Consider the following 16450-nt stretch of genomic DNA (forward strand, 5'->3'; position numbering starts at 1 on the left):
TGCCCGCCGCGGCGTCGTCCGTTTTCGCGTTCCGGGCGTCTGACGGATGGCGGCCGGTTCCATGCACCTCAAGGGGGCGGCTGTCATAGTCTAGTAGAAAACGGAGGTTGATAGACTTGGATTTTACCGTGATTCAGGAACTGATCGATCCGTCGCTCTATATCCTGCTTGCCGCCTGCTGGGTGTTGGGTTATGCGCTGAAACGGACGCCGCATGTGCCGGATTGGTCGATCGTCTATATGTTGACGGTGTTCGCGGTCGTCGTATCGCTCTTCATGCTGGGCTTCAACGTCAAGAGCGTGCTGCAAGGCATCCTGACCGGCGCGTTCTCGGTGTACGGCCATCAGCTGTTCAAACAAGCGAGGAAGGGAGCATCCGGGGACGATGCAGGCCAGACGAAGCAGTAACGTCCGCGTGGTCGACGTTTCCCATCATCAGGGCGACATCGATTGGGGGAAGGTGAGCGCGGGCGGCGTCGCAGGGGCCTTCATCAAAGCGACGGAAGGCACGACGTTCGTCGATCCGCTGTTCGCGGTCAACGCCGCGGCGGCCGCAAAGGCCGGCCTGCGCATCGGCTTCTATCATTACGCCCACCCGGAGCGCAACGGGGCGAAGGAAGAGGCGGCGCATTTCGTCGAGACGATCGGGGAGCGGAAGGCGGATTTCCCGCATGTGCTGGACGTAGAAGGGGAGGCGTCCAAGCTCGGCGCGCTGACGACGTGGTGTTCGACGTGGCTGAAGGAGGTCGAGCGGCTGACGGGCCGCCCGGCGATGATCTACACCGGGGCCAGCTTCGCCGATACGTATCTCGGCAAGAGTCTGGGCAAATGGCCGCTATGGATCGCGCATTACGGCGTCGATCGGCCGGCGGGCAACGAAGCGTGGAAGCAGTGGTCGGTGTTCCAATATACGGCGAAAGGAAGAGTCGGCGGGATTCAGGGCAATGCCGACGTGAACGCCATGGAGAAAGCCTTCTTCGACCGGTACGCCGGCGGCACGTCTTCCGCCCCGGGTCCGGCGGCGAACGGCGACGTGACCATCGTCGCCAACGATAAGCCGGTCCCGAACGGACGCGCCTTCGACGGGCACGCGTATCTTCCGCTGCGCCAGCTCGGCGAAGCCTTGAACGTGCCGGTCGAATGGCGGGCGGAGGAAGCCGCGCCGTACCTCGGCGGCAAGCCGGTCGATTCGTATCTCGTCGTCGGAGGGAAGACCTATATCAGCCTCCAAACCGCCGCGGCGCTGCTCAGCGGGACGGTTTCATGGGATGCCGATACGAAGACGGCTTATCTGAACGTGAACGGCTAGCTAGATGCAAGAACCCCCGCCGAATCTAGATTCGCGGGGGTTTTTGGCATAAAAAAAAGCTCTTGATCGCTCAAGAACTTCGGTGGATGAGGATGGTGATCTGGACAGGGTTCGAACCTGTGACCCCTACCCTGTCAAGATAGTGCTCTCCCAGCTGAGCTACCAGATCACGATGAAATTGTTTCCTTCAGTAAGATAGATTATATAGGCGTTTGTGCGAAAACGCAAGAGGTTTACGAAAGTTTTTTATGCGTTCATGAAACGGGCTTTCGGAGGCGGGCGAACGATCCAAGATAACAGCCTGCATACGGGCCGGCCTTGGAGGCCATACTACTCTCTCGTATGGAAAGACAACCCATGCGTGATTCCGTCCCGGTGGACGCGCGCATGCAAGGGGAGGGACCGCGACACGATGAAACGCATCATGATGCAGGGCGCCATGATCTGGACGGCGGCGGCGCTTCTGCTGGCATCCTGTTCGGCGCAGGACGGAACGAAGGTCCGGAATGCCGGGAACGTCATTCAGCTGAGGACGCAGGGAGACGCGCGCGTCTTCGCTTCCGAGCATATGAACGACCACGGCAGGATCTGGATTCCGGCCGAACGGGCGGCCGCGCTGCTCAATTACCGCTACGACCTCAAACCGGGAACCAACGCGGCGTCGATCGGCTTCAGCGACCCGCTCTATACGTTGGCCGCGGATTCCAAGCGCGCGTCGATCGGCGACCAAGCCGTTACGCTGCGGGAGGCGCCCCGCATGATCGGAACGTCGCTGTACGTCGAGCTTGGTTCGTTGTCGCAGCTGATCGAAACGCCGGTCCGTTGGGACGCCCGCAGCAAGACGGTCGTCGTGGCGCCGCGCATAGAGCCGGTGAAGCAGACGACGATGGACAAGCGCGGCAATACGCTGCGGGCCGCCGCGGCCGGAAGCCCGAAAGCGGAGACGGCGATCGCCTTCGCGAAGAAATTCGTCGGCACGCCTTACCGGTTCGATGCCGAACCGTACGCGCAGAGCGACGCGTTCGACTGCTCGTCGTTCATGCAGCATGTGTTCAAGCACGTCGGCATCGAGCTTCCGAGGAGCGCCCAGGCCCAATCGCGAATCGGGCAATCCGTCTCCCGCGACAAGCTGGCGCCCGGCGATCTCGTGTTCTTCTATACGCCGGGCCGCTATGCCAGCCGCGACATCGTCGGCCACGTGGGCATGTATCTCGGCAATAACCAGGTCATTCAGACGTACGGCGAGCCCGGCGTCACGATCACGCGGCTGGACGGGGATTGGGACAAGCGGTTCCTGTTCGGAAGACGGGTGCTGTAGCCGCAGCTTGCCGCGAGGATGCAGCGAGAAGATCATAGACGTCTGCGTCCGCCCATCACCGGCGCCTGCCGTCAAACAAACGAAAAGAGGCCCATGCGCTCAAGCGCATGGGCCTTTTATTGCGATGTCAGACTGCGAATCTTGAATCGCGCATTTCGAAAACCATTCTGAAAAACAAAAAAATCCTTAAAGACTTAAGGATTTTATCACGTGAGTTATGGTGATCTGGACAGGGTTCGAACCTGTGACCCCTACCCTGTCAAGATAGTGCTCTCCCAGCTGAGCTACCAGATCATAGTGTGCGTTCGTCTCAGTGACAAGTAATAATATAACAAACGGCGAAAGCGAAGTCAACCGCTTTTTGAAATAAATTGTTCTAAGCGCGATCCGGCCCGCATAAGGTGTACTCAAGCAAGCGATTTCAGGAGAGGCGGGTTGTCTAGTGGAGGAAGCTGCCTATTTGGCGGTATGGCTGATCGGATTGTTCGGCATCGTCATTACGGTTTGCGCGTACGTGGCCAAGGTCGTCATCGACGATACCACGGATTACGACGAACGCTACGTGTGGAGGCGGAAGCTGCCTCCGGAAGCAGGCGGCAAGCGCTAACGGGGCGGCGATCGGGTTTGATTCCAAGCTGGGCGGGCATACTACTTCCAGACGAAAGTTTTTCCATAACCGGGAGTGGTTGCCATGAAACGCATGCTCGCTGTTCTATGTATCTCGCTGTGCGCAGGCTGCGCGCAGTCCCATTCCGCCGTCAACGCGACGGCGCCTCCCCAGGCCGAATTGTTCGAAAGCGTGACCAGGACCGTGTATCCGCAGGACCGGTCCGTGTTCGGCAGCGTATACGACCCGGAGGGAGAGCCGCGCGATCTCGTGCCGGCCATGCCCGGAGAAACGCCTCCGGAGCAGCGGCAGCCGCCGCTGATGACCACCGATTGAGTCCGAACGAACTTGGACGCCGCCGTCCGGGTGCCTCGCGCATCCGGACTTTTTTGGCGCCGTGACGTGCATAACCGGCCATCCGCCGGGAAAAGCTACATACGCATCCAATCGCAGGAAGGAGGGATTTCCATGGCACGCGTGCATCATCCAAGCGGCGAAGCGGGAGGAGCGGACAGAGAGTCGTTCGTGGCGGCCCGGAAAAACGGCGACGGCGATCTGATGTCCTTCAAAACCTCGGCCGGCCGCGAACTGAACTACGAGCAAGCGCTGTCCGCCGTGCAGAACGGCGAAATCGCCGGCGTCAACGCCTTCAAAGGGCGGGACGGCGAAACGTACATCCGCGGCGACGCGGACGGCGATCCGACGAACAATCTGGACCAGCTGCCGACGTACTGACGGCCGATTCCATACGAAGAAGCCCGCGCTCGCGCGGGCTTTTGTCATGTCTGACGGCAGTTTCGGCGATTGCGGCGGCGTCCGGCCAGCCGTTTAAAACCGGTACCGCTCATGCTGCTCGACGAACGTCATCACGCCGGTCTTGCCTTCGTATTGCGGCTTCGTGTCGTCATAGTGCATGAGCCGAATCCGCTCCCGGATATGGAGCGGCAGCGACTCGAGCTCCTTGAGCGTCGTATGCACCGCGCCCGGCGGCTTCAACTGGCAGTCGTGAAAAATCGTCCGGACGCCGCGTTCCTCGACGAGCGCGCGAAGCAGCTCGGGGTGGAAGGTCAGGTCGGCGGAATAGAAGAAATCGTCGTTCAGCACATACGAGTAGCTGATTTTGTTCGGGATATGCGCGGTTCGAATCGGCTCGGCGGCCAGCCCCGGGATCAGCTCCGTCCGGACGCCGGGCTGGAGCAGCCGCACCTCGAAGTAGTCGTCCAAGGCGGCGAATTCGTCCTGCAGCAAGCCGCCCTTAAGCGACGTTTCCCAGAGCGGCCCGGCCAGCGGCTCCGGCACGAACAGCAGCGGCTTGCGCCCGAACGCGAATTTCATCCGGAAGGCGAGCTCTTCCATGCCCCCGACGTGATCGGCATGAATGTGGCTGATCAGGACGGCGTCGATATCCGAGAGCGGCTTGCCGAGCCGGTGAAGCGACTGATGCGCGGTAGTGCCGCAATCGAGCATCAGCGTATGCGAATCCGTATAGATAAGCGCGTTCGTGTTAAAGTACGTTTTCGCGAACGCGCTCCCCGTTCCGAGCATTTGAATATCCAAGCGGACATCCCCCTATGCGTACGATATTTTTCAATTTATCATCTCCGGCGGGAAATGGAAAGAAAAACGCGTTCCCCCGCTCTTAAGCCAGGCACACTTGTCAAGGGCCGTCATACGATAGCATGAAACGGAACTTAGAATGGCGGGTGCGGACAATATGGCTTCAGGCGGAAAAGGAAAAGCGGCAAAGAAAAAATCGGCCTCGGACCGCAAACAGGCGGTGCTCAAGATTGTGCTTTCCGATACGTGCGCGGTGTGCAAGACGCCGTGCGGGAGAGGGATGCGGTACTTGGACCGCATGCGAAAACCGGGCGCGATGGGCAAAGGCGTGCCCTGCGTGTTGACGCGGACGTTCGTGTAAGGGTTCATTTCCCGGCTTCGCATTTCCCGGGCAAGCGCAGGTTTCAACATAAAGCGACAATTCCAAAGAGGAAAAAACTTTTTGCGTTGGCGCAACTTTGGACGACTTGGCGAGTATAACCATTCATCCAGACATCGGACGGAGGGTCTACTACCATGAAGTTCAGAAAGCTTCTGATTGCGTCGCTGGTGTTATCCTTATGGGGCGGAACGATGCTGTTCGCGGACGGGGCTTCGCAGCGCATCCGCGTCATCGTCAACGGCGGCGAATTGAACGATGCGGGCATTTTCTCGGACGGCAAGACGTATCTATCGGCGAGACAGGTCGCGAATACGCTGCAATCGCTCGTCTTCTGGGACGATGCCTCGAAGAAGGTGACGATCTACAAGCCGAACGTGCACATGTTCCTGTTTCAGGACACGACGATCTTCGGCAACGTCGTCAAGGGCAACAAGATCACGTTCAAGGTGTTCGCCCAAATCGACAATCTGCTGACCGATATCTCGGCCGTGAAGCTGACGATCGCCGACCCGAGCGGAGCCGAGCAGGTCATTCAATCGAAGAACGTTTCCGTCGACAAGGATAACTTCTGGTACCGGACCGACGATTATACGTATACGTTCGATGCGGCCGGCAAATATACGATTAACTTCTATATGAAAGTCTCGTCCGGCGACGACTGGAACCTCGTGTCCCAGAAGACGATCACGGCCAAGGCTCCCTGATTGCGCATGCGCTTCCGCCCCGTTGGCGGAGGCGCTTTCGTTTGACCCGCGGCATGTTCCATGTTACGATACGAGGGAAGATATCTATGAATGGAAATGAGGGTCTACAATGAGCGATCACGTGCATGACGAGAACTGCGACCACGATCACGACCACGAAGAGCACGTATTCCTTGTCACGGACGAGGAAGGCAACGAACGCGAAATGGTCATGGTCTTCACCTTCGAATCGGAAGAACAAGTATACTCCGTGTTGCTGGATCGCAACGATCCTGAAGCGGACGGCGTCATTTTCCGCATCGAAGAAGAAGACGGCGAGGCGTTCCTCGTGGGGATCGAGGATGACGCGGAATGGGATCGCGTGACCGCGATTTACGAAGAAATCGCCAAGCGCGAAAACGAAGCCAACAACTAAAACGAAAACTCCGCTGCCGACCGGCACCGGAGTTTTTTTAATGTTACGCCATGAAAGTCATTTGCGGGGGTTAAAGTAAATCGTCCGGCCGTTGAACAGCCTGAGTTCGGCCTTCAACTGCTTGGCCATGTACTTGCACAGTTCGTTCGCCTTCGCCTTGTCGCCGTGCGTGGCGGCATCCGGGAGCGTGACCTGCACGTGGGACACGGAAGCGTCGCCGTTCGTCTCCGAACCGACACCGAACAGGATGTACCGGTACTGCGGCGTCGTTCCCTTCAGGTAGAACCAGCGGTCTTCTTCGCCCGGCTTCGCCTCGAACGTATACGGAAACGCGGCATCGGCGTAGTCCCACTCGAGCTGACGGCCCGTCAGCGCCGTCTGTTCCTTATAGCGGCCCAGCCGCTCCTTAACGTCCTCGAGGCTGAGCGCGTCGACCGCGGAACCTTGCACGAACTTTATGTAAGCGCTTTGACTCATCATCGCCACCTCCAAACCCATCATAGCATCCCGAAAATCGATTGACAATAACCGGAAACCGGCGCGCAAAAATCCCCGGGCCGCTCGGGAACGAGGGCGCCGGGGATACGTTCGACAGGCTGGCTGATCATGGGCGGCAGCGGGATTAAGAGATGGCTTCTTCTTCCACGATGACTTTGACGAATTGAATGCTGCGGTCCTCGGGACCTTTCACCGGCAGTCCGACCTCGACGTGATCGACGATGTAGTCGATGTTCGTCTGCGAGATGACTTCGCCCGGAAGCAGAATCGGGATGCCCGGCGGGTAGACGTAGATGAACTCCGCGATGATGCGGCCGGCGGATTCCTTGAACGGCACGACTTCCGTGTCGGCGTAGAACGCGTCGCGCGGCGTCAGCGAGAGATGGGGAATCTCCGGAATCTTGACGATCAGCTCGTTCGCCTCGTTCACATGATGCTGCGCGGCCAGGTCGTGCAGGGCGACCAGCAGCTTGCCGATGGAATCCTCCGTGTCGCCCGGCGTAACGAGGGCCAGGATATTGTACATGTCGCTGAGTTCGACTTCGATGTTGTAATGCTCGCGCAGCCAATTCTCCGTCTCGTAGCCGGTAATGCCGAGATGGCGGACGTGAATCGTCAGCTTCGTCGGATCGTAATCGTAGGTGGCCTCGGTGCCGAGAATCTCTTCGCCGATGCAGTAGAGTCCGGGCATTTTGTTGATTTCGGCGCGGGCGTGCTTGGCCAGGTTGATCGCGCGCTCCGCGATGTCGTGGCCGTTGATGGCGAGGTTCCGGCGCGACGTATCGAGGGAAGCCAGCAGGATGTAGGACGTCGACGTCGTCGTCAGCATGCTGATGATCGTCTGGACGCGCTTCTGGTTGATGCGCTCGCTGCGCACGTTCAGGATCGAGCTCTGCGTCATGGAGCCGCCGAGCTTATGCACGCTCGTCGCGGACATATCGGCGCCGGCCTGCATCGCCGACATCGGCAGCTTCTCGTGGAAGTGAATGAGCACGCCGTGCGCCTCGTCGACCAGTACGGGAATGTCGTAGCTGTGGACGAGATCGACGATTTCCTTCAGATCCGCGCATATGCCGTAATACGTCGGGTTAATAACGAGTACCGCCTTCGCGTCGTGGTGGCGGTCGAGCGCGCGCTGCACGGCGCGCGTCGTGATGCCGTGGTCGATGCCGAGGTTGGCGTCGCGGGCCGGCGAGATGAAGATCGGCCGGGCGCCGGCGAAAATGATGGCCGACATGATCGACTTATGCACGTTGCGCGGCACGATGATCTTGTCGCCGGGGGAGCAGACGCTCAGGATCATCGTCATGATGGCGCCGCTTGTCCCTTGCACGGAAAAAAAGGTATAATCAGCTCCGAACGCGTCGGCTGCCAGTTTCTGGGCTTCCTCGATGACGCCCGTCGGCTGATGCAGGTCGTCCAGCGGCGCTATATTAATGAGATCGATCGACAAGGCGTTGTCGCCGATAAATTCGCGGAATTCGGGGTCGCTGCCGATTCCCTTCTTGTGTCCGGGAATATGGAATTGCACGGGGTCTTTCGCCGCATGCTCCCTTAGGGCGGTGAACAGCGGGGTCCGGGTATGATCCATGGTTTCATCCCAGCCTTTCATCTTGGATTGTTACAAACAAAGTTGAGTATAGCAAAATCGGGGGGGATTGCAAGCGGCTTTTTTGTTGAGACTAGAAGGAATAAAGGGTATTCGGAACTAGGGTTGGAGGGGGGACCGACATGGAAATCGCGAAGAGCTGGGGCGGCAAAAAGGTGCTGTCCTCGCCGTTCGTCATTCAGCTGCTCGTCATCATGTATTTGGTCGAATTCGTCAAAGGCGCGCTGCTCGTCTCGATTCTGCCGGTCTATATGAGAACGGACCTGAACCTGACCGCCTACGCGGTCGGTTGGGCGCTCGCGCTGCAATATATAGGAGACAACGCGTTCCGCTCGCCGCTCGGCTGGATCATCGACCGCATCGGCTACCGGTACGTCATGCTGTTCGGCGTGCTGTTCACGAGCGCGTCGGTGCTGATCATCACCTTCGCGAGCGGGTTCGGCTGGATCGTGGCCGCCTGCCTGCTGCTTGGCGTCGGCACCTCGCCGCTCTGGCCGTGCGTCATCAACGGCGCCACGACCGTCGCCGGCAACGAAGCGAGCGGCACGATCATGAGCGTCGTCTACATGGCCTGGCTGACGGGCGTCGGCTGCGGGCCGATCGTCATCAACTTCTTTATCGTCCATTCGTACGCGCCGGCGTTCCGCGTGCTGATCGGCATGATGGTCGTCGTCGTGCTGGTGGCGCTCGCCCTGCCGGGCCGGACGAAGTCGTTCGCGCTGGAGGAGCGCGACGCGCGCGCCGAATCGGAGCATAAGCATCTCCCGACGGCCGTCCGCGCGCGGCGTTATTTCGCCCGGGTCGGCGCTTCGCTGCACGCCAGCAAGCTGCTCTATCCGGCGATGTTCACCCAGAACTTCGCGCTCGGGCTGCTCACGCCGGTGCTTACGCAGTACGCGCGCACGGTGCTGCACCTGACCCCGCAGGAATACAGCCTGTACCTGGTCGCGGGCGGCGCCGTGACGGTGCTCGGGCTCATCCCCGTCGGCAAATGGGTGGACCGCTTCGGCACGCGATGGTTCCTGCACGTCGGCTTCCTCGTCGCGGCGTTCTCGCTCGGCATGCTGGGCTATACCCGCGAGCTGCCGCTCGTGCTGCTGGTCGTCGCGTTCGTCGGCATCGGGTACGCCTGCATCATCCCCGCGTGGAACGCGCTGATCGCGCAGGCGATCCCGAAGGCGGAGCGGGGCGCCGTATGGGGATTCTTCCTCACGATCGAAGGGCTCGGCATGGTATTCGGCAGCATCATGTCCGGGAAGCTGTGGGACAAGCTCGGCCCGCACGCTCCGTTTCTGTTCAGCGGCGCCGTCCTGCTCGTCTTGTTTGTTCTTCATTTGTTCATAACAAGACACCGGACGGATGTGGTACGATGATCGGAGTGGAGGGAATGCAACATGAACAGGGATAAACGTCTTGGCGTCGTCATGGTCATGCTGGTGACGACGTTCATCGGATTCGGGATTATTATTCCGGTTTTGCCGGAGCTTATTAAAGAAGCGAGCCCGGGCTACGTCGATTTTCATACGGGCATGATGCTGTCGTTCTATTCGCTCGTCGCGTTCCTCGTTTCGCCCTTCTGGGGCGGCCTGTCGGACCGCGTGGGACGCCGGCCCGTCATTCTGACCGGCGTACTCGGCTTCGCGGCCAGCTTCCTGCTGTTCGGCATCGCCGACGGCAGCCTGCCGATCATGTACGCGTCGCGCCTGCTCGGCGGTTTGTTCTCGGGCGCCGTCACGTCGGTCATCGTCGCGTACGTCGCGGACATCACCCCGCCGGACCAGCGGACGAAGGGCATGGGCCTGGTCGGCATGTCGATCGGCCTCGGCTTCACGATCGGCCCGGGCTTTGGCGGGCTGCTCAGCCTCGTCTCCCAGAATACGCCGTTCTTCGCCGCGGCCGCGCTCGCGCTCGTCACGTTCTTCGTCGCCGTGACGAAGCTGCCGGAATCGCTGGCGCCGGAGGCGCGCCAAGCCGGGAACGAGCGCAAGCCGTCCCGATGGAGCGCCTTCACGGGCTCGCTCAAATACTTGTACGTGCTCGCGCTGTTCGTCTCTTTGTCGCTCGCCGGCCTGGAAGCGACGCTGCAGCTGTTCGGCTACCAGCGCTTCGACGTGACGCCGCTGCAGGTCGGCTTCATGTTCCTGATCTGCGGCCTGGTCGGCGCGCTTGTCCAGGGCGGCGTCGTGCGCAGGCGGATCCGCAAGGGCCAGGAGCCGATGTATATCGCCGCCGGCCTCGTCGTCTCCGCCGCCGGCTTCCTGCTGCTCGTGACGGCGCACTCGCTGCTCGCGGCTACGATCTACCTCGCGATCTTCGGCATCGGCAACGCCTTGATCCGGCCGTGCGTCACGTCGCTCATCACGCAGAAGACGACGGTGGGGCAGGGCGTCGCCTCCGGCCTCAGCTCGTCGATGGACAGCCTCGGCCGGATCATCGGACCGCTCGTCGGCGCCGCGCTGTTCCACGCGCATATCGCGCTGCCTTACGTGGCGGGAGGCATCCTGTCGCTGCTGGCGCTGACCTTCCTGTTCCGCTTCCGGGCGCTCGACCGCAAGCGGGAGACGACGGAGCCGTCGTCGGCTTCGGCGTAAGCGCGGCGGAACGAACGGGCCGTTCTCGCGCCCGCGTCCGCCGCCGGCCGCTTGCATGCGATTCGGCGGGCTGCATCGCGAGCCTCCTTATCGGGCTCGAAGCCGTGCCGGCAGCGCGCATAACCAAAAAGCTTCGCTCGGTCTCCTGACCGCGCGAAGCTTTTTTCGGTTAGCGCAGGCCGCCCGTCAGGCGAGGCCCAAGCCGCGCATGACGAAGCGAATCGTCTCCTCGCGCTCGAAGTCGTCGTCCCAGACGGCGTCCTCGCGCTCCCCGTATACCGTGCGCACGGCCACGTAGCCCATGATCGCCGACACGCTGAGGCGGACGACGGTCGACGACGGCAGCTCCGCCATCTGCCCTTTGTCCTGGAACTTGGCGACGAGCTTGCGCAGCCGTTCCAAGACGAGGCCGAGCACGTCGCGCTGAAATCGCTCCTGCATTTCGGGATGGAACGGAATCTCCTGCAGCAATATTTTCAGGATGTTGCGATGCTTGCGCAAAAATTCGATCCGGTTCTCGATCATCGCGCGCAGCACCTGGTCGTAGCTCTCGTACTCCGTATCGAGCACTTTATGGAAGCCGCGCAGCACGAACGGCGCGAGCAGCTTCGTCATCGCGGGCGCGACGATCGCGAACAGCAGGTCCTTCTTCGTCTTGTAATGACGGAAGATCGTGCCTTCGGCGACCCCCGCGCGCTGGGCGATCTCGCTGGTCGAGGACGCGGCGTATCCTTTCTCGGCGAAGACCTCGATCGCGGATTGGACGATGCGCGCCTGCTTCTCCGTCATTTTCGCGCCTGCGCCGTCGCTCTTCAACAGCTCTTCGATCCATGCTTCCACCGTGTCGCTCATGGCGCCAACTCCTAACAACGCGCTAAATTTCACCGTTTCGCCGCCTCTTGCCTTACACCATCCTAGCACAGGGCACGGCAACCATGCGAGTCAAATGGCGCGGTGCTTCTTCAAGGCGACGACGTTCAGCAGGGCGAACGCCGCGGAGAAGGCCGCGAGCGCCCAGACGTCCGCCGCGATCCCGGACCAGCCTTCGCCGCGGATCATGATGTTCCGCATCGCGTCGGCCCCGTAATAGAGCGGCATGATGCGGCTCAGATGCTGCAGCCACGGCGTCATGGCGTCGAGATTGAACAAGCCCGAGAAGAACACCTGCGGCACGACCACGAGCGGGATGAACTGAATGATCTGAAACTCGTTGCTCGCGAAGGAGGACAACAGCGTCCCCAGCGTCAGCGCCGTGAGCGAGAGCAGCAGATTGAGCAGCAGGACATACCCTATCGAGCCGTCCATATAGAGGCCGAGCACGTCGATCGAGAACCAGGCGATCAGCGCCGCCTGCAGCAGCGTGAACAGCCCGAAGCCCGCCAGGTAGCCGAGGACGACTTCGGAACGGCGGATCGGCGTCGCCAGCAGCCGCTCCAGGGTACCGCTCGTGCGCTCGCGCAGGAACGACACGCCGGCGAGCATGAAGACGAAGAAGAACGAGAAGAAGCCGATGAGCACCGGGCCGAACGAGTCGAAGGACGCCATGTCCGCGCTGCCGTGCAGGTACGTCACCGCGGGCTGCGCGGATGGCGAGCCGGCGCTAAGCGCGCGCTGGAGCAGCAGCAGGACCGACTTGTTCACGGACGGGTCGCTGCCCTCCAGCCGGAGCGCGGGCGCGCCGCCTTCGAACGTCAGGTACGCGTCCAGCTTGCGGTCCCGGAGCGCGTCTTCGGCGGCCTCCCGGCCGTCGTAGACGGCGACGTCGGCGCCGGCTTGCTCGAGCTGGCGTTCGATGGCCGCCGGCGGCGCCCCTGCGAGCCCGATCGCCGGCTCGACCGCGTTTCCGTTGAACACGAGCTTCATGAGGCCGAGAATGAGCAGCGGGGCGAGGAAGAGCAGCGCGAGCGTCCGCTTGTCGCGGAGGAACTGGCGGACGATGCGGATGGCCAAAGCGCGGATTCTCATGCGCGCGCACCTCCCCCGAGGGCGATGAACGCTTCTTCGATGGAAGACGCGCCGCTCTGCCGTTTAATGTCTTCCGGCGTGCCGACCGCCGTCAGCCTGCCGTCGCGGATCAGGCCGAGCCGGTCGCATTTCTCCGCTTCGTCCATCACGTGCGTCGTCAGCACGATCGTCGTGCCGTTGCGGCGCATGTCGCCAAGTTCGCGCCAGATGGACCGGCGCAGCACGGGATCGATGCCGACGGTCGGCTCGTCGAGCACGAGCAGCTCGGGCTCGTGCAGCAGCGCGATGGCGAGCGACAGCCGCCGCTTCATGCCGCCGGAGTAGGCGGAGACGGCCTTGTTCAGATCCGCCTCCAAATCGACGAGCGCCATGGCCGCCCGCATGCGCTTCGCGAGCCGTTCGCCCTTCAGGCCGTACAGCGAGCCGAAGAACGCGAGGTTTTCCTTGGCGGTCAGCTCGCCGTAGAGCGCGTCGGACTGCGCCATGTAGCCGAACCGCCGCAGCATCGCGAGCTTGGGCATCCGTTCGCCGAGCAGGCGGACGGAGCCGCCGTCGGCGCGGTCGATGCCGGTCATCAGCTTGATCAAGGTCGTCTTGCCGGAGCCCGAAGGCCCGAGCAGGCCGAACAGCTCGCCGGCTCCGACCTGCAGCGAGACGTCGCCTAGCACCGTCCGGCTTCCGAAGCGCCGCGAGACGCCGCGAACGTCGACGACAGGAGAAGAAACAGCCGTATTTTCGGACATGTCATCACGCCTTTCCAACGAAATGAGTGATTACTCACATTCATCATATGCGCAACGATCCGATTTGTGAAGTGAGTAATCACTCATTTCCGGCGAAGACGAGCTGTTTTTTTATGACGGGGCGTCCGAGGGGGCTTCGACCGGGGCTTTCCGTTGTTTCGTGCCGCGCGCGAGCGAGACCGCGAAGACGATCAGCATCGGCAGCACCGCGCACGACATGCCCCAGAGGGGATGAATGACCGTGACCTCGTACGCCCATTTCGTCTCGCCCCGCGTCATCGCCGCGAGCGATACGGATGCCATGAACAGCGCGAGCGGGAAGACGAGCATGCGGTCGTTCTTCAGCTTCAGCAGCTGCGCGCAGGTCTGATGCGCGGTGAAGAGCACGAGCGTCGTCTTCATGAACGAGGCCAGGATGAGCGAGTAGCCGATGAGCGCTTCGAGCCGGGAGAAGACGTCGATCAGGTCGACGGAGCGCGCGACCTCGAAGAGGGAATACTTGCGTTCGCCGGCGATCGGTCCGAACACCAGGATGGTGACGAACGTCGTGCCCGCCAGCGACGCGGCGTTCACGATCACCGCGAGCAGCGCCTTGAACTCGAAATGCTTCCCGAAATCGGGCACGAAGCAGAGCAGCATGGCGAACAGGACGACTTCGCCGTACGGAAACCCGTACGAGAAATACATGCCCTGCAGCATGGGCTTGATGCCGTCCGGCAGGACGGGAAACAGGTGGCCGAACGTGAAGTTGTTGACGGACAGCAGGACGATGAGCACCACGAACAGCATGACGCTGCCCATCAGGATGGGAAAGAGGCCCGCAAGCTTGTCCATCCCCGCGCGCACGGACAGGGCGGCGACCAGAAAGGAGAGCAGCACGAACCAGTAGCCGTCCGTATTGCGCATCATGGAGCTGTTCAGGAACAGGGCGATGTCGAGCACGATGGCCGCGCCCATATGGATCTGATAGTACAGCATCATGAGGGAAAGCACGACGGCGACCGGCGCGCCGACGACGCTCCGGCTGTACGCGACGAAGTTTTGGCCGGGGTATCGTTTGGCCAGCAGGATCACCGGCAGGATCGTCAGCATGCCGCCGGCCGAGGAGACGAGGATGCTGATCCAGGCGGCGTTGCCCGCGAATTGGATCATCGGGGACGGGATGTTGATGATGGACGAGCTGGTCAAAAAGACGAACAGCAGGAGCGCCGCCTGGTTGGCCGTGATTTTGATGTTCATCCGCTTCACCCTTTCGCTTGGAACCATTTGTACAGCGCGTCCGCCATCGGTCCGAACAGCGCGTTGGCGGTATCGTAATAGGTAAACAAATGAAACGCGCCCGCGGCGCGCGTCATGTGGTACACGGTCAAGGCGAGCAGCGCGCCGTAGAGCAGCTTCGTCCGCACGGGCCGCGGCCCTTCGCCTTTGCCGTCTTTGTAATCGACCAGCATCATGCCGGCGATGCATACGATCACGAGCGCAACGAACATGGGTTCACTTCCGTTCGTCTTGGATTGGCTGCAGCAGCGTATTGCCGATTTCCGTGCCGTGCGTCGCGATGACGGTCTCGACCTCGATTTCGCAGTCGAGCTTGGCGAACCGTTCCGGCCAGTCCGGCTTCCATTTGCGCCACAGCCGCGGATCGCGCTTGTAGATTTCGTTGCCGATGCCGATCAGGTCCGCTTTCTCCTGCCGCAAGCGGGTCATCGCGCTCATCATCTGCTGCCGGATGGCCGCGGAGATCTTATCCTCGTACGCTTGCTCCAGACGCTCGTTGCCGAGCTTCGTGCAGGACAGCTCCAGGTTCGCGACGACCGTGCGAATGCGGTACCGCACCTTGACCCCGTCCTTGCCGAACGCAACGGTACGATGGCTGTCGAATTGGAGCATTTCGGCCGCTTCGTCGAGCGGAACGCCGTCGTCTTCTTCCGCGTCCGCCTCCTCGCCGCCCCCGGAGCTTCCGCCGCGCGCGCACGGAATTTCGACGATGCCGTTCGTGTAGCGGCTCATCAGCATGAGCAGGCCTTCCGTCTCCTGGCCGCTGAACCGGTCCGTCACGAGACCGTCCTTGATGATCGCGAGTCCGGCCACGCCCGGCTCGGATCCGGTGATCCGCTCGTCGAGCGCCAGATACGGGATCGCGCCGACCCGCGATTCGCCGCGCAGCTGCAGCGCCAGCTGGAGCAAGTTCGTGCCGATCGTCTTGCCGCTGAAATAATTTTCGGACCGCTCGCTCAAATAATACTGCTGGCTCACCGTGTTTTCGATAAAGGGCCGCTGATCGAAGTAATCCGACGCGTTGCCCTTCGTGATCATGAGCGTGATCGTCAGCCGCGGCTCGTTGTCGCGGTAGAAAATATCGAGCAGCTGCGGCACGGGAATTTTGCGGGCGATTTTCTCGCTGACCAGGATGACCCGCGTATGGCTGAATTGGGCTTTGCGCCCGAGATGGATCGTGACGTCCCGGATCGCCTCCATGACGGAGGTGTCCTTCGTGCGCACGTTAATGTACGGCGTGCCGCTCTTGCCCCGCGAGGCGACCGTCTGGGACGGCTTGTAGATTTGAAACGTGACCAGCACCTGGCCGCTGCCCGCGTCGTCGATGCCGACGCCCATGACGAAGCCTTTCTCGGGAAGCTCCGCCCGGTCTCCGCAGCCGGAGACGGCCAAGCCGCAGCACAGCAGCAGCGCTGCCAGGGCAATAAACCGTATCCGCTTCGTTCCCATGCGCATCTCCTCCACGTCCCGGCCTG

General features: G+C 61.5%; 19 protein-coding genes and 2 tRNA genes. 10 read left to right on the plus strand and 11 right to left on the minus strand.

Going from position 1 to position 16450, the window contains the following annotated elements; genetic code table 11:
- Positions 1-116 precede the first annotated feature (116 nt).
- Together I8J29_RS06995 and I8J29_RS07000 are read left to right on the plus strand one after the other, a co-directional pair.
- The gene (locus I8J29_RS06995; protein WP_090638212.1) at positions 117-407 is read left to right on the plus strand and encodes a phage holin family protein; all 291 of its coding nucleotides are present in this window, start codon (positions 117-119) and stop codon (positions 405-407) included.
- Complete coding sequence (locus tag I8J29_RS07000; RefSeq protein WP_208846935.1) at positions 385-1308, plus strand: GH25 family lysozyme; 924 nt, start codon at positions 385-387, stop codon at positions 1306-1308. The genes I8J29_RS06995 and I8J29_RS07000 overlap by 23 nt, the downstream gene beginning before the upstream one ends.
- 93 nt (positions 1309-1401) lie before the next feature.
- Here I8J29_RS07000 and I8J29_RS07005 read toward each other — a convergent pair.
- Positions 1402-1477 (minus strand) — tRNA-Val (locus I8J29_RS07005).
- A 243-nt stretch (positions 1478-1720) separates the two neighbouring features.
- On the opposite strand from I8J29_RS07005, the gene I8J29_RS34160 reads away from it, so the two are divergent.
- Positions 1721-2626 carry a C40 family peptidase gene (locus I8J29_RS34160; RefSeq protein WP_276316260.1) on the plus strand — a complete coding sequence of 302 codons (906 nt, stop codon included), beginning with the start codon at positions 1721-1723 and terminating at the stop codon, positions 2624-2626.
- Positions 2627-2844: 218 nt separating this feature from the next.
- On the opposite strand, the gene I8J29_RS07015 is transcribed toward I8J29_RS34160, so the two are convergent.
- A tRNA-Val gene (locus tag I8J29_RS07015) sits at positions 2845-2920 on the minus strand.
- A gap of 148 nt (positions 2921-3068) precedes the next feature.
- Between I8J29_RS07015 and I8J29_RS07020 the strand changes: the two genes are divergently transcribed.
- The 3 genes from I8J29_RS07020 (at position 3069) to I8J29_RS07030 (ending at position 3968) form a co-directional block, all read left to right on the plus strand.
- Positions 3069-3233: a hypothetical protein gene (locus I8J29_RS07020; RefSeq protein ID WP_240546018.1), complete on the plus strand. Its 165-nt coding sequence runs from the start codon at positions 3069-3071 to the stop codon at positions 3231-3233.
- A gap of 84 nt (positions 3234-3317) precedes the next feature.
- On the plus strand, positions 3318-3569 hold the full coding sequence (locus I8J29_RS07025) for a hypothetical protein (protein WP_208846936.1): 252 nt from the start codon (positions 3318-3320) through the stop codon (positions 3567-3569).
- Between the two features lie 132 nt (positions 3570-3701).
- Entirely contained in the window at positions 3702-3968 is a 267-nt protein-coding gene (locus I8J29_RS07030) for a DUF3892 domain-containing protein (protein ID WP_208846937.1), read from the plus strand.
- 93 nt (positions 3969-4061) lie between these two features.
- Here the strand turns inward: I8J29_RS07030 and I8J29_RS07035 are convergent, their stop codons facing one another.
- The gene (locus I8J29_RS07035) at positions 4062-4790 is read right to left on the minus strand and encodes an MBL fold metallo-hydrolase (protein WP_240545963.1); all 729 of its coding nucleotides are present in this window, start codon (positions 4788-4790) and stop codon (positions 4062-4064) included.
- 516 nt (positions 4791-5306) lie between these two features.
- Here I8J29_RS07035 and I8J29_RS07040 point away from each other — a divergent pair.
- Positions 5307-5876 (plus strand): stalk domain-containing protein, encoded by a 570-nt coding sequence (locus I8J29_RS07040; RefSeq protein ID WP_090638200.1) that lies wholly within the window; start codon positions 5307-5309, stop codon positions 5874-5876.
- Between the two features lie 109 nt (positions 5877-5985).
- Entirely contained in the window at positions 5986-6291 is a 306-nt protein-coding gene (locus I8J29_RS07045; protein ID WP_090638197.1) for a DUF1292 domain-containing protein, read from the plus strand.
- Positions 6292-6348: 57 nt separating this feature from the next.
- Here I8J29_RS07045 and I8J29_RS07050 read toward each other — a convergent pair whose 3' ends face one another.
- Complete coding sequence (locus I8J29_RS07050; RefSeq protein ID WP_208847156.1) at positions 6349-6768, minus strand: DUF1885 family protein; 420 nt, start codon at positions 6766-6768, stop codon at positions 6349-6351.
- Between the two features lie 145 nt (positions 6769-6913).
- Positions 6914-8380, minus strand: a complete 1467-nt coding sequence (locus I8J29_RS07055) for an aminotransferase class I/II-fold pyridoxal phosphate-dependent enzyme (RefSeq protein ID WP_090638195.1) — start codon at positions 8378-8380, stop codon at positions 6914-6916.
- A 140-nt stretch (positions 8381-8520) separates the two neighbouring features.
- Between I8J29_RS07055 and I8J29_RS07060 the strand changes: the two genes are divergently transcribed.
- Both I8J29_RS07060 and I8J29_RS07065 read left to right on the plus strand, forming a co-directional pair.
- Positions 8521-9771, plus strand: a complete 1251-nt coding sequence (locus I8J29_RS07060) for an MFS transporter (RefSeq protein WP_208846938.1) — start codon at positions 8521-8523, stop codon at positions 9769-9771.
- A 21-nt stretch (positions 9772-9792) separates the two neighbouring features.
- On the plus strand, positions 9793-10989 hold the full coding sequence (locus I8J29_RS07065) for an MFS transporter (protein ID WP_208846939.1): 1197 nt from the start codon (positions 9793-9795) through the stop codon (positions 10987-10989).
- A 186-nt stretch (positions 10990-11175) separates the two neighbouring features.
- Here I8J29_RS07065 and I8J29_RS07070 read toward each other — a convergent pair whose 3' ends face one another.
- From I8J29_RS07070 to I8J29_RS07095, 6 genes are all read right to left on the minus strand, one after another.
- The gene (locus tag I8J29_RS07070) at positions 11176-11841 is read right to left on the minus strand and encodes a TetR/AcrR family transcriptional regulator (protein ID WP_208846940.1); all 666 of its coding nucleotides are present in this window, start codon (positions 11839-11841) and stop codon (positions 11176-11178) included.
- A gap of 90 nt (positions 11842-11931) precedes the next feature.
- On the minus strand, positions 11932-12954 hold the full coding sequence (locus tag I8J29_RS07075; RefSeq protein ID WP_208846941.1) for an ABC transporter permease: 1023 nt from the start codon (positions 12952-12954) through the stop codon (positions 11932-11934).
- Positions 12951-13697, minus strand: coding sequence for an ABC transporter ATP-binding protein (locus I8J29_RS07080; protein ID WP_208846942.1), 747 nt, complete (start codon positions 13695-13697; stop codon positions 12951-12953). Before I8J29_RS07080 ends, I8J29_RS07075 begins: the two co-directional genes overlap by 4 nt.
- A gap of 111 nt (positions 13698-13808) precedes the next feature.
- Positions 13809-14936, minus strand: coding sequence for a GerAB/ArcD/ProY family transporter (locus I8J29_RS07085; protein WP_208846943.1), 1128 nt, complete (start codon positions 14934-14936; stop codon positions 13809-13811).
- A gap of 5 nt (positions 14937-14941) precedes the next feature.
- Positions 14942-15187: a hypothetical protein gene (locus I8J29_RS07090; protein ID WP_208846944.1), complete on the minus strand. Its 246-nt coding sequence runs from the start codon at positions 15185-15187 to the stop codon at positions 14942-14944.
- 4 nt (positions 15188-15191) lie between these two features.
- Positions 15192-16424, minus strand: a complete 1233-nt coding sequence (locus I8J29_RS07095; RefSeq protein WP_208846945.1) for a Ger(x)C family spore germination protein — start codon at positions 16422-16424, stop codon at positions 15192-15194.
- Positions 16425-16450 lie beyond the last annotated feature (26 nt).

The organism is Paenibacillus artemisiicola, assembly GCF_017652985.1.
In the GTDB taxonomy this organism is placed as follows: domain Bacteria; phylum Bacillota; class Bacilli; order Paenibacillales; family Paenibacillaceae; genus Paenibacillus_Z; species Paenibacillus_Z artemisiicola.

Coding starts and splice junctions, on each gene's coding strand:
- I8J29_RS07000 (WP_208846935.1), top strand. CDS start 385: ATGCAGGCCAGACGAAGCAGTAACGTCCGCGTGGTCGACGTTTCCCAT.
- I8J29_RS34160 (WP_276316260.1), top strand. CDS start 1,721: ATGAAACGCATCATGATGCAGGGCGCCATGATCTGGACGGCGGCGGCG.
- I8J29_RS07025 (WP_208846936.1), top strand. CDS start 3,318: ATGAAACGCATGCTCGCTGTTCTATGTATCTCGCTGTGCGCAGGCTGC.
- I8J29_RS07030 (WP_208846937.1), top strand. CDS start 3,702: ATGGCACGCGTGCATCATCCAAGCGGCGAAGCGGGAGGAGCGGACAGA.
- I8J29_RS07040 (WP_090638200.1), top strand. CDS start 5,307: ATGAAGTTCAGAAAGCTTCTGATTGCGTCGCTGGTGTTATCCTTATGG.
- I8J29_RS07045 (WP_090638197.1), top strand. CDS start 5,986: ATGAGCGATCACGTGCATGACGAGAACTGCGACCACGATCACGACCAC.
- I8J29_RS07050 (WP_208847156.1), bottom strand. CDS start 6,768: ATGAGTCAAAGCGCTTACATAAAGTTCGTGCAAGGTTCCGCGGTCGAC.
- I8J29_RS07055 (WP_090638195.1), bottom strand. CDS start 8,380: ATGGATCATACCCGGACCCCGCTGTTCACCGCCCTAAGGGAGCATGCG.
- I8J29_RS07060 (WP_208846938.1), top strand. CDS start 8,521: ATGGAAATCGCGAAGAGCTGGGGCGGCAAAAAGGTGCTGTCCTCGCCG.
- I8J29_RS07065 (WP_208846939.1), top strand. CDS start 9,793: ATGAACAGGGATAAACGTCTTGGCGTCGTCATGGTCATGCTGGTGACG.
- I8J29_RS07070 (WP_208846940.1), bottom strand. CDS start 11,841: ATGAGCGACACGGTGGAAGCATGGATCGAAGAGCTGTTGAAGAGCGAC.
- I8J29_RS07075 (WP_208846941.1), bottom strand. CDS start 12,954: ATGAGAATCCGCGCTTTGGCCATCCGCATCGTCCGCCAGTTCCTCCGC.
- I8J29_RS07080 (WP_208846942.1), bottom strand. CDS start 13,697: ATGTCCGAAAATACGGCTGTTTCTTCTCCTGTCGTCGACGTTCGCGGC.
- I8J29_RS07085 (WP_208846943.1), bottom strand. CDS start 14,936: ATGAACATCAAAATCACGGCCAACCAGGCGGCGCTCCTGCTGTTCGTC.
- I8J29_RS07090 (WP_208846944.1), bottom strand. CDS start 15,187: ATGTTCGTTGCGCTCGTGATCGTATGCATCGCCGGCATGATGCTGGTC.
- I8J29_RS07095 (WP_208846945.1), bottom strand. CDS start 16,424: ATGGGAACGAAGCGGATACGGTTTATTGCCCTGGCAGCGCTGCTGCTG.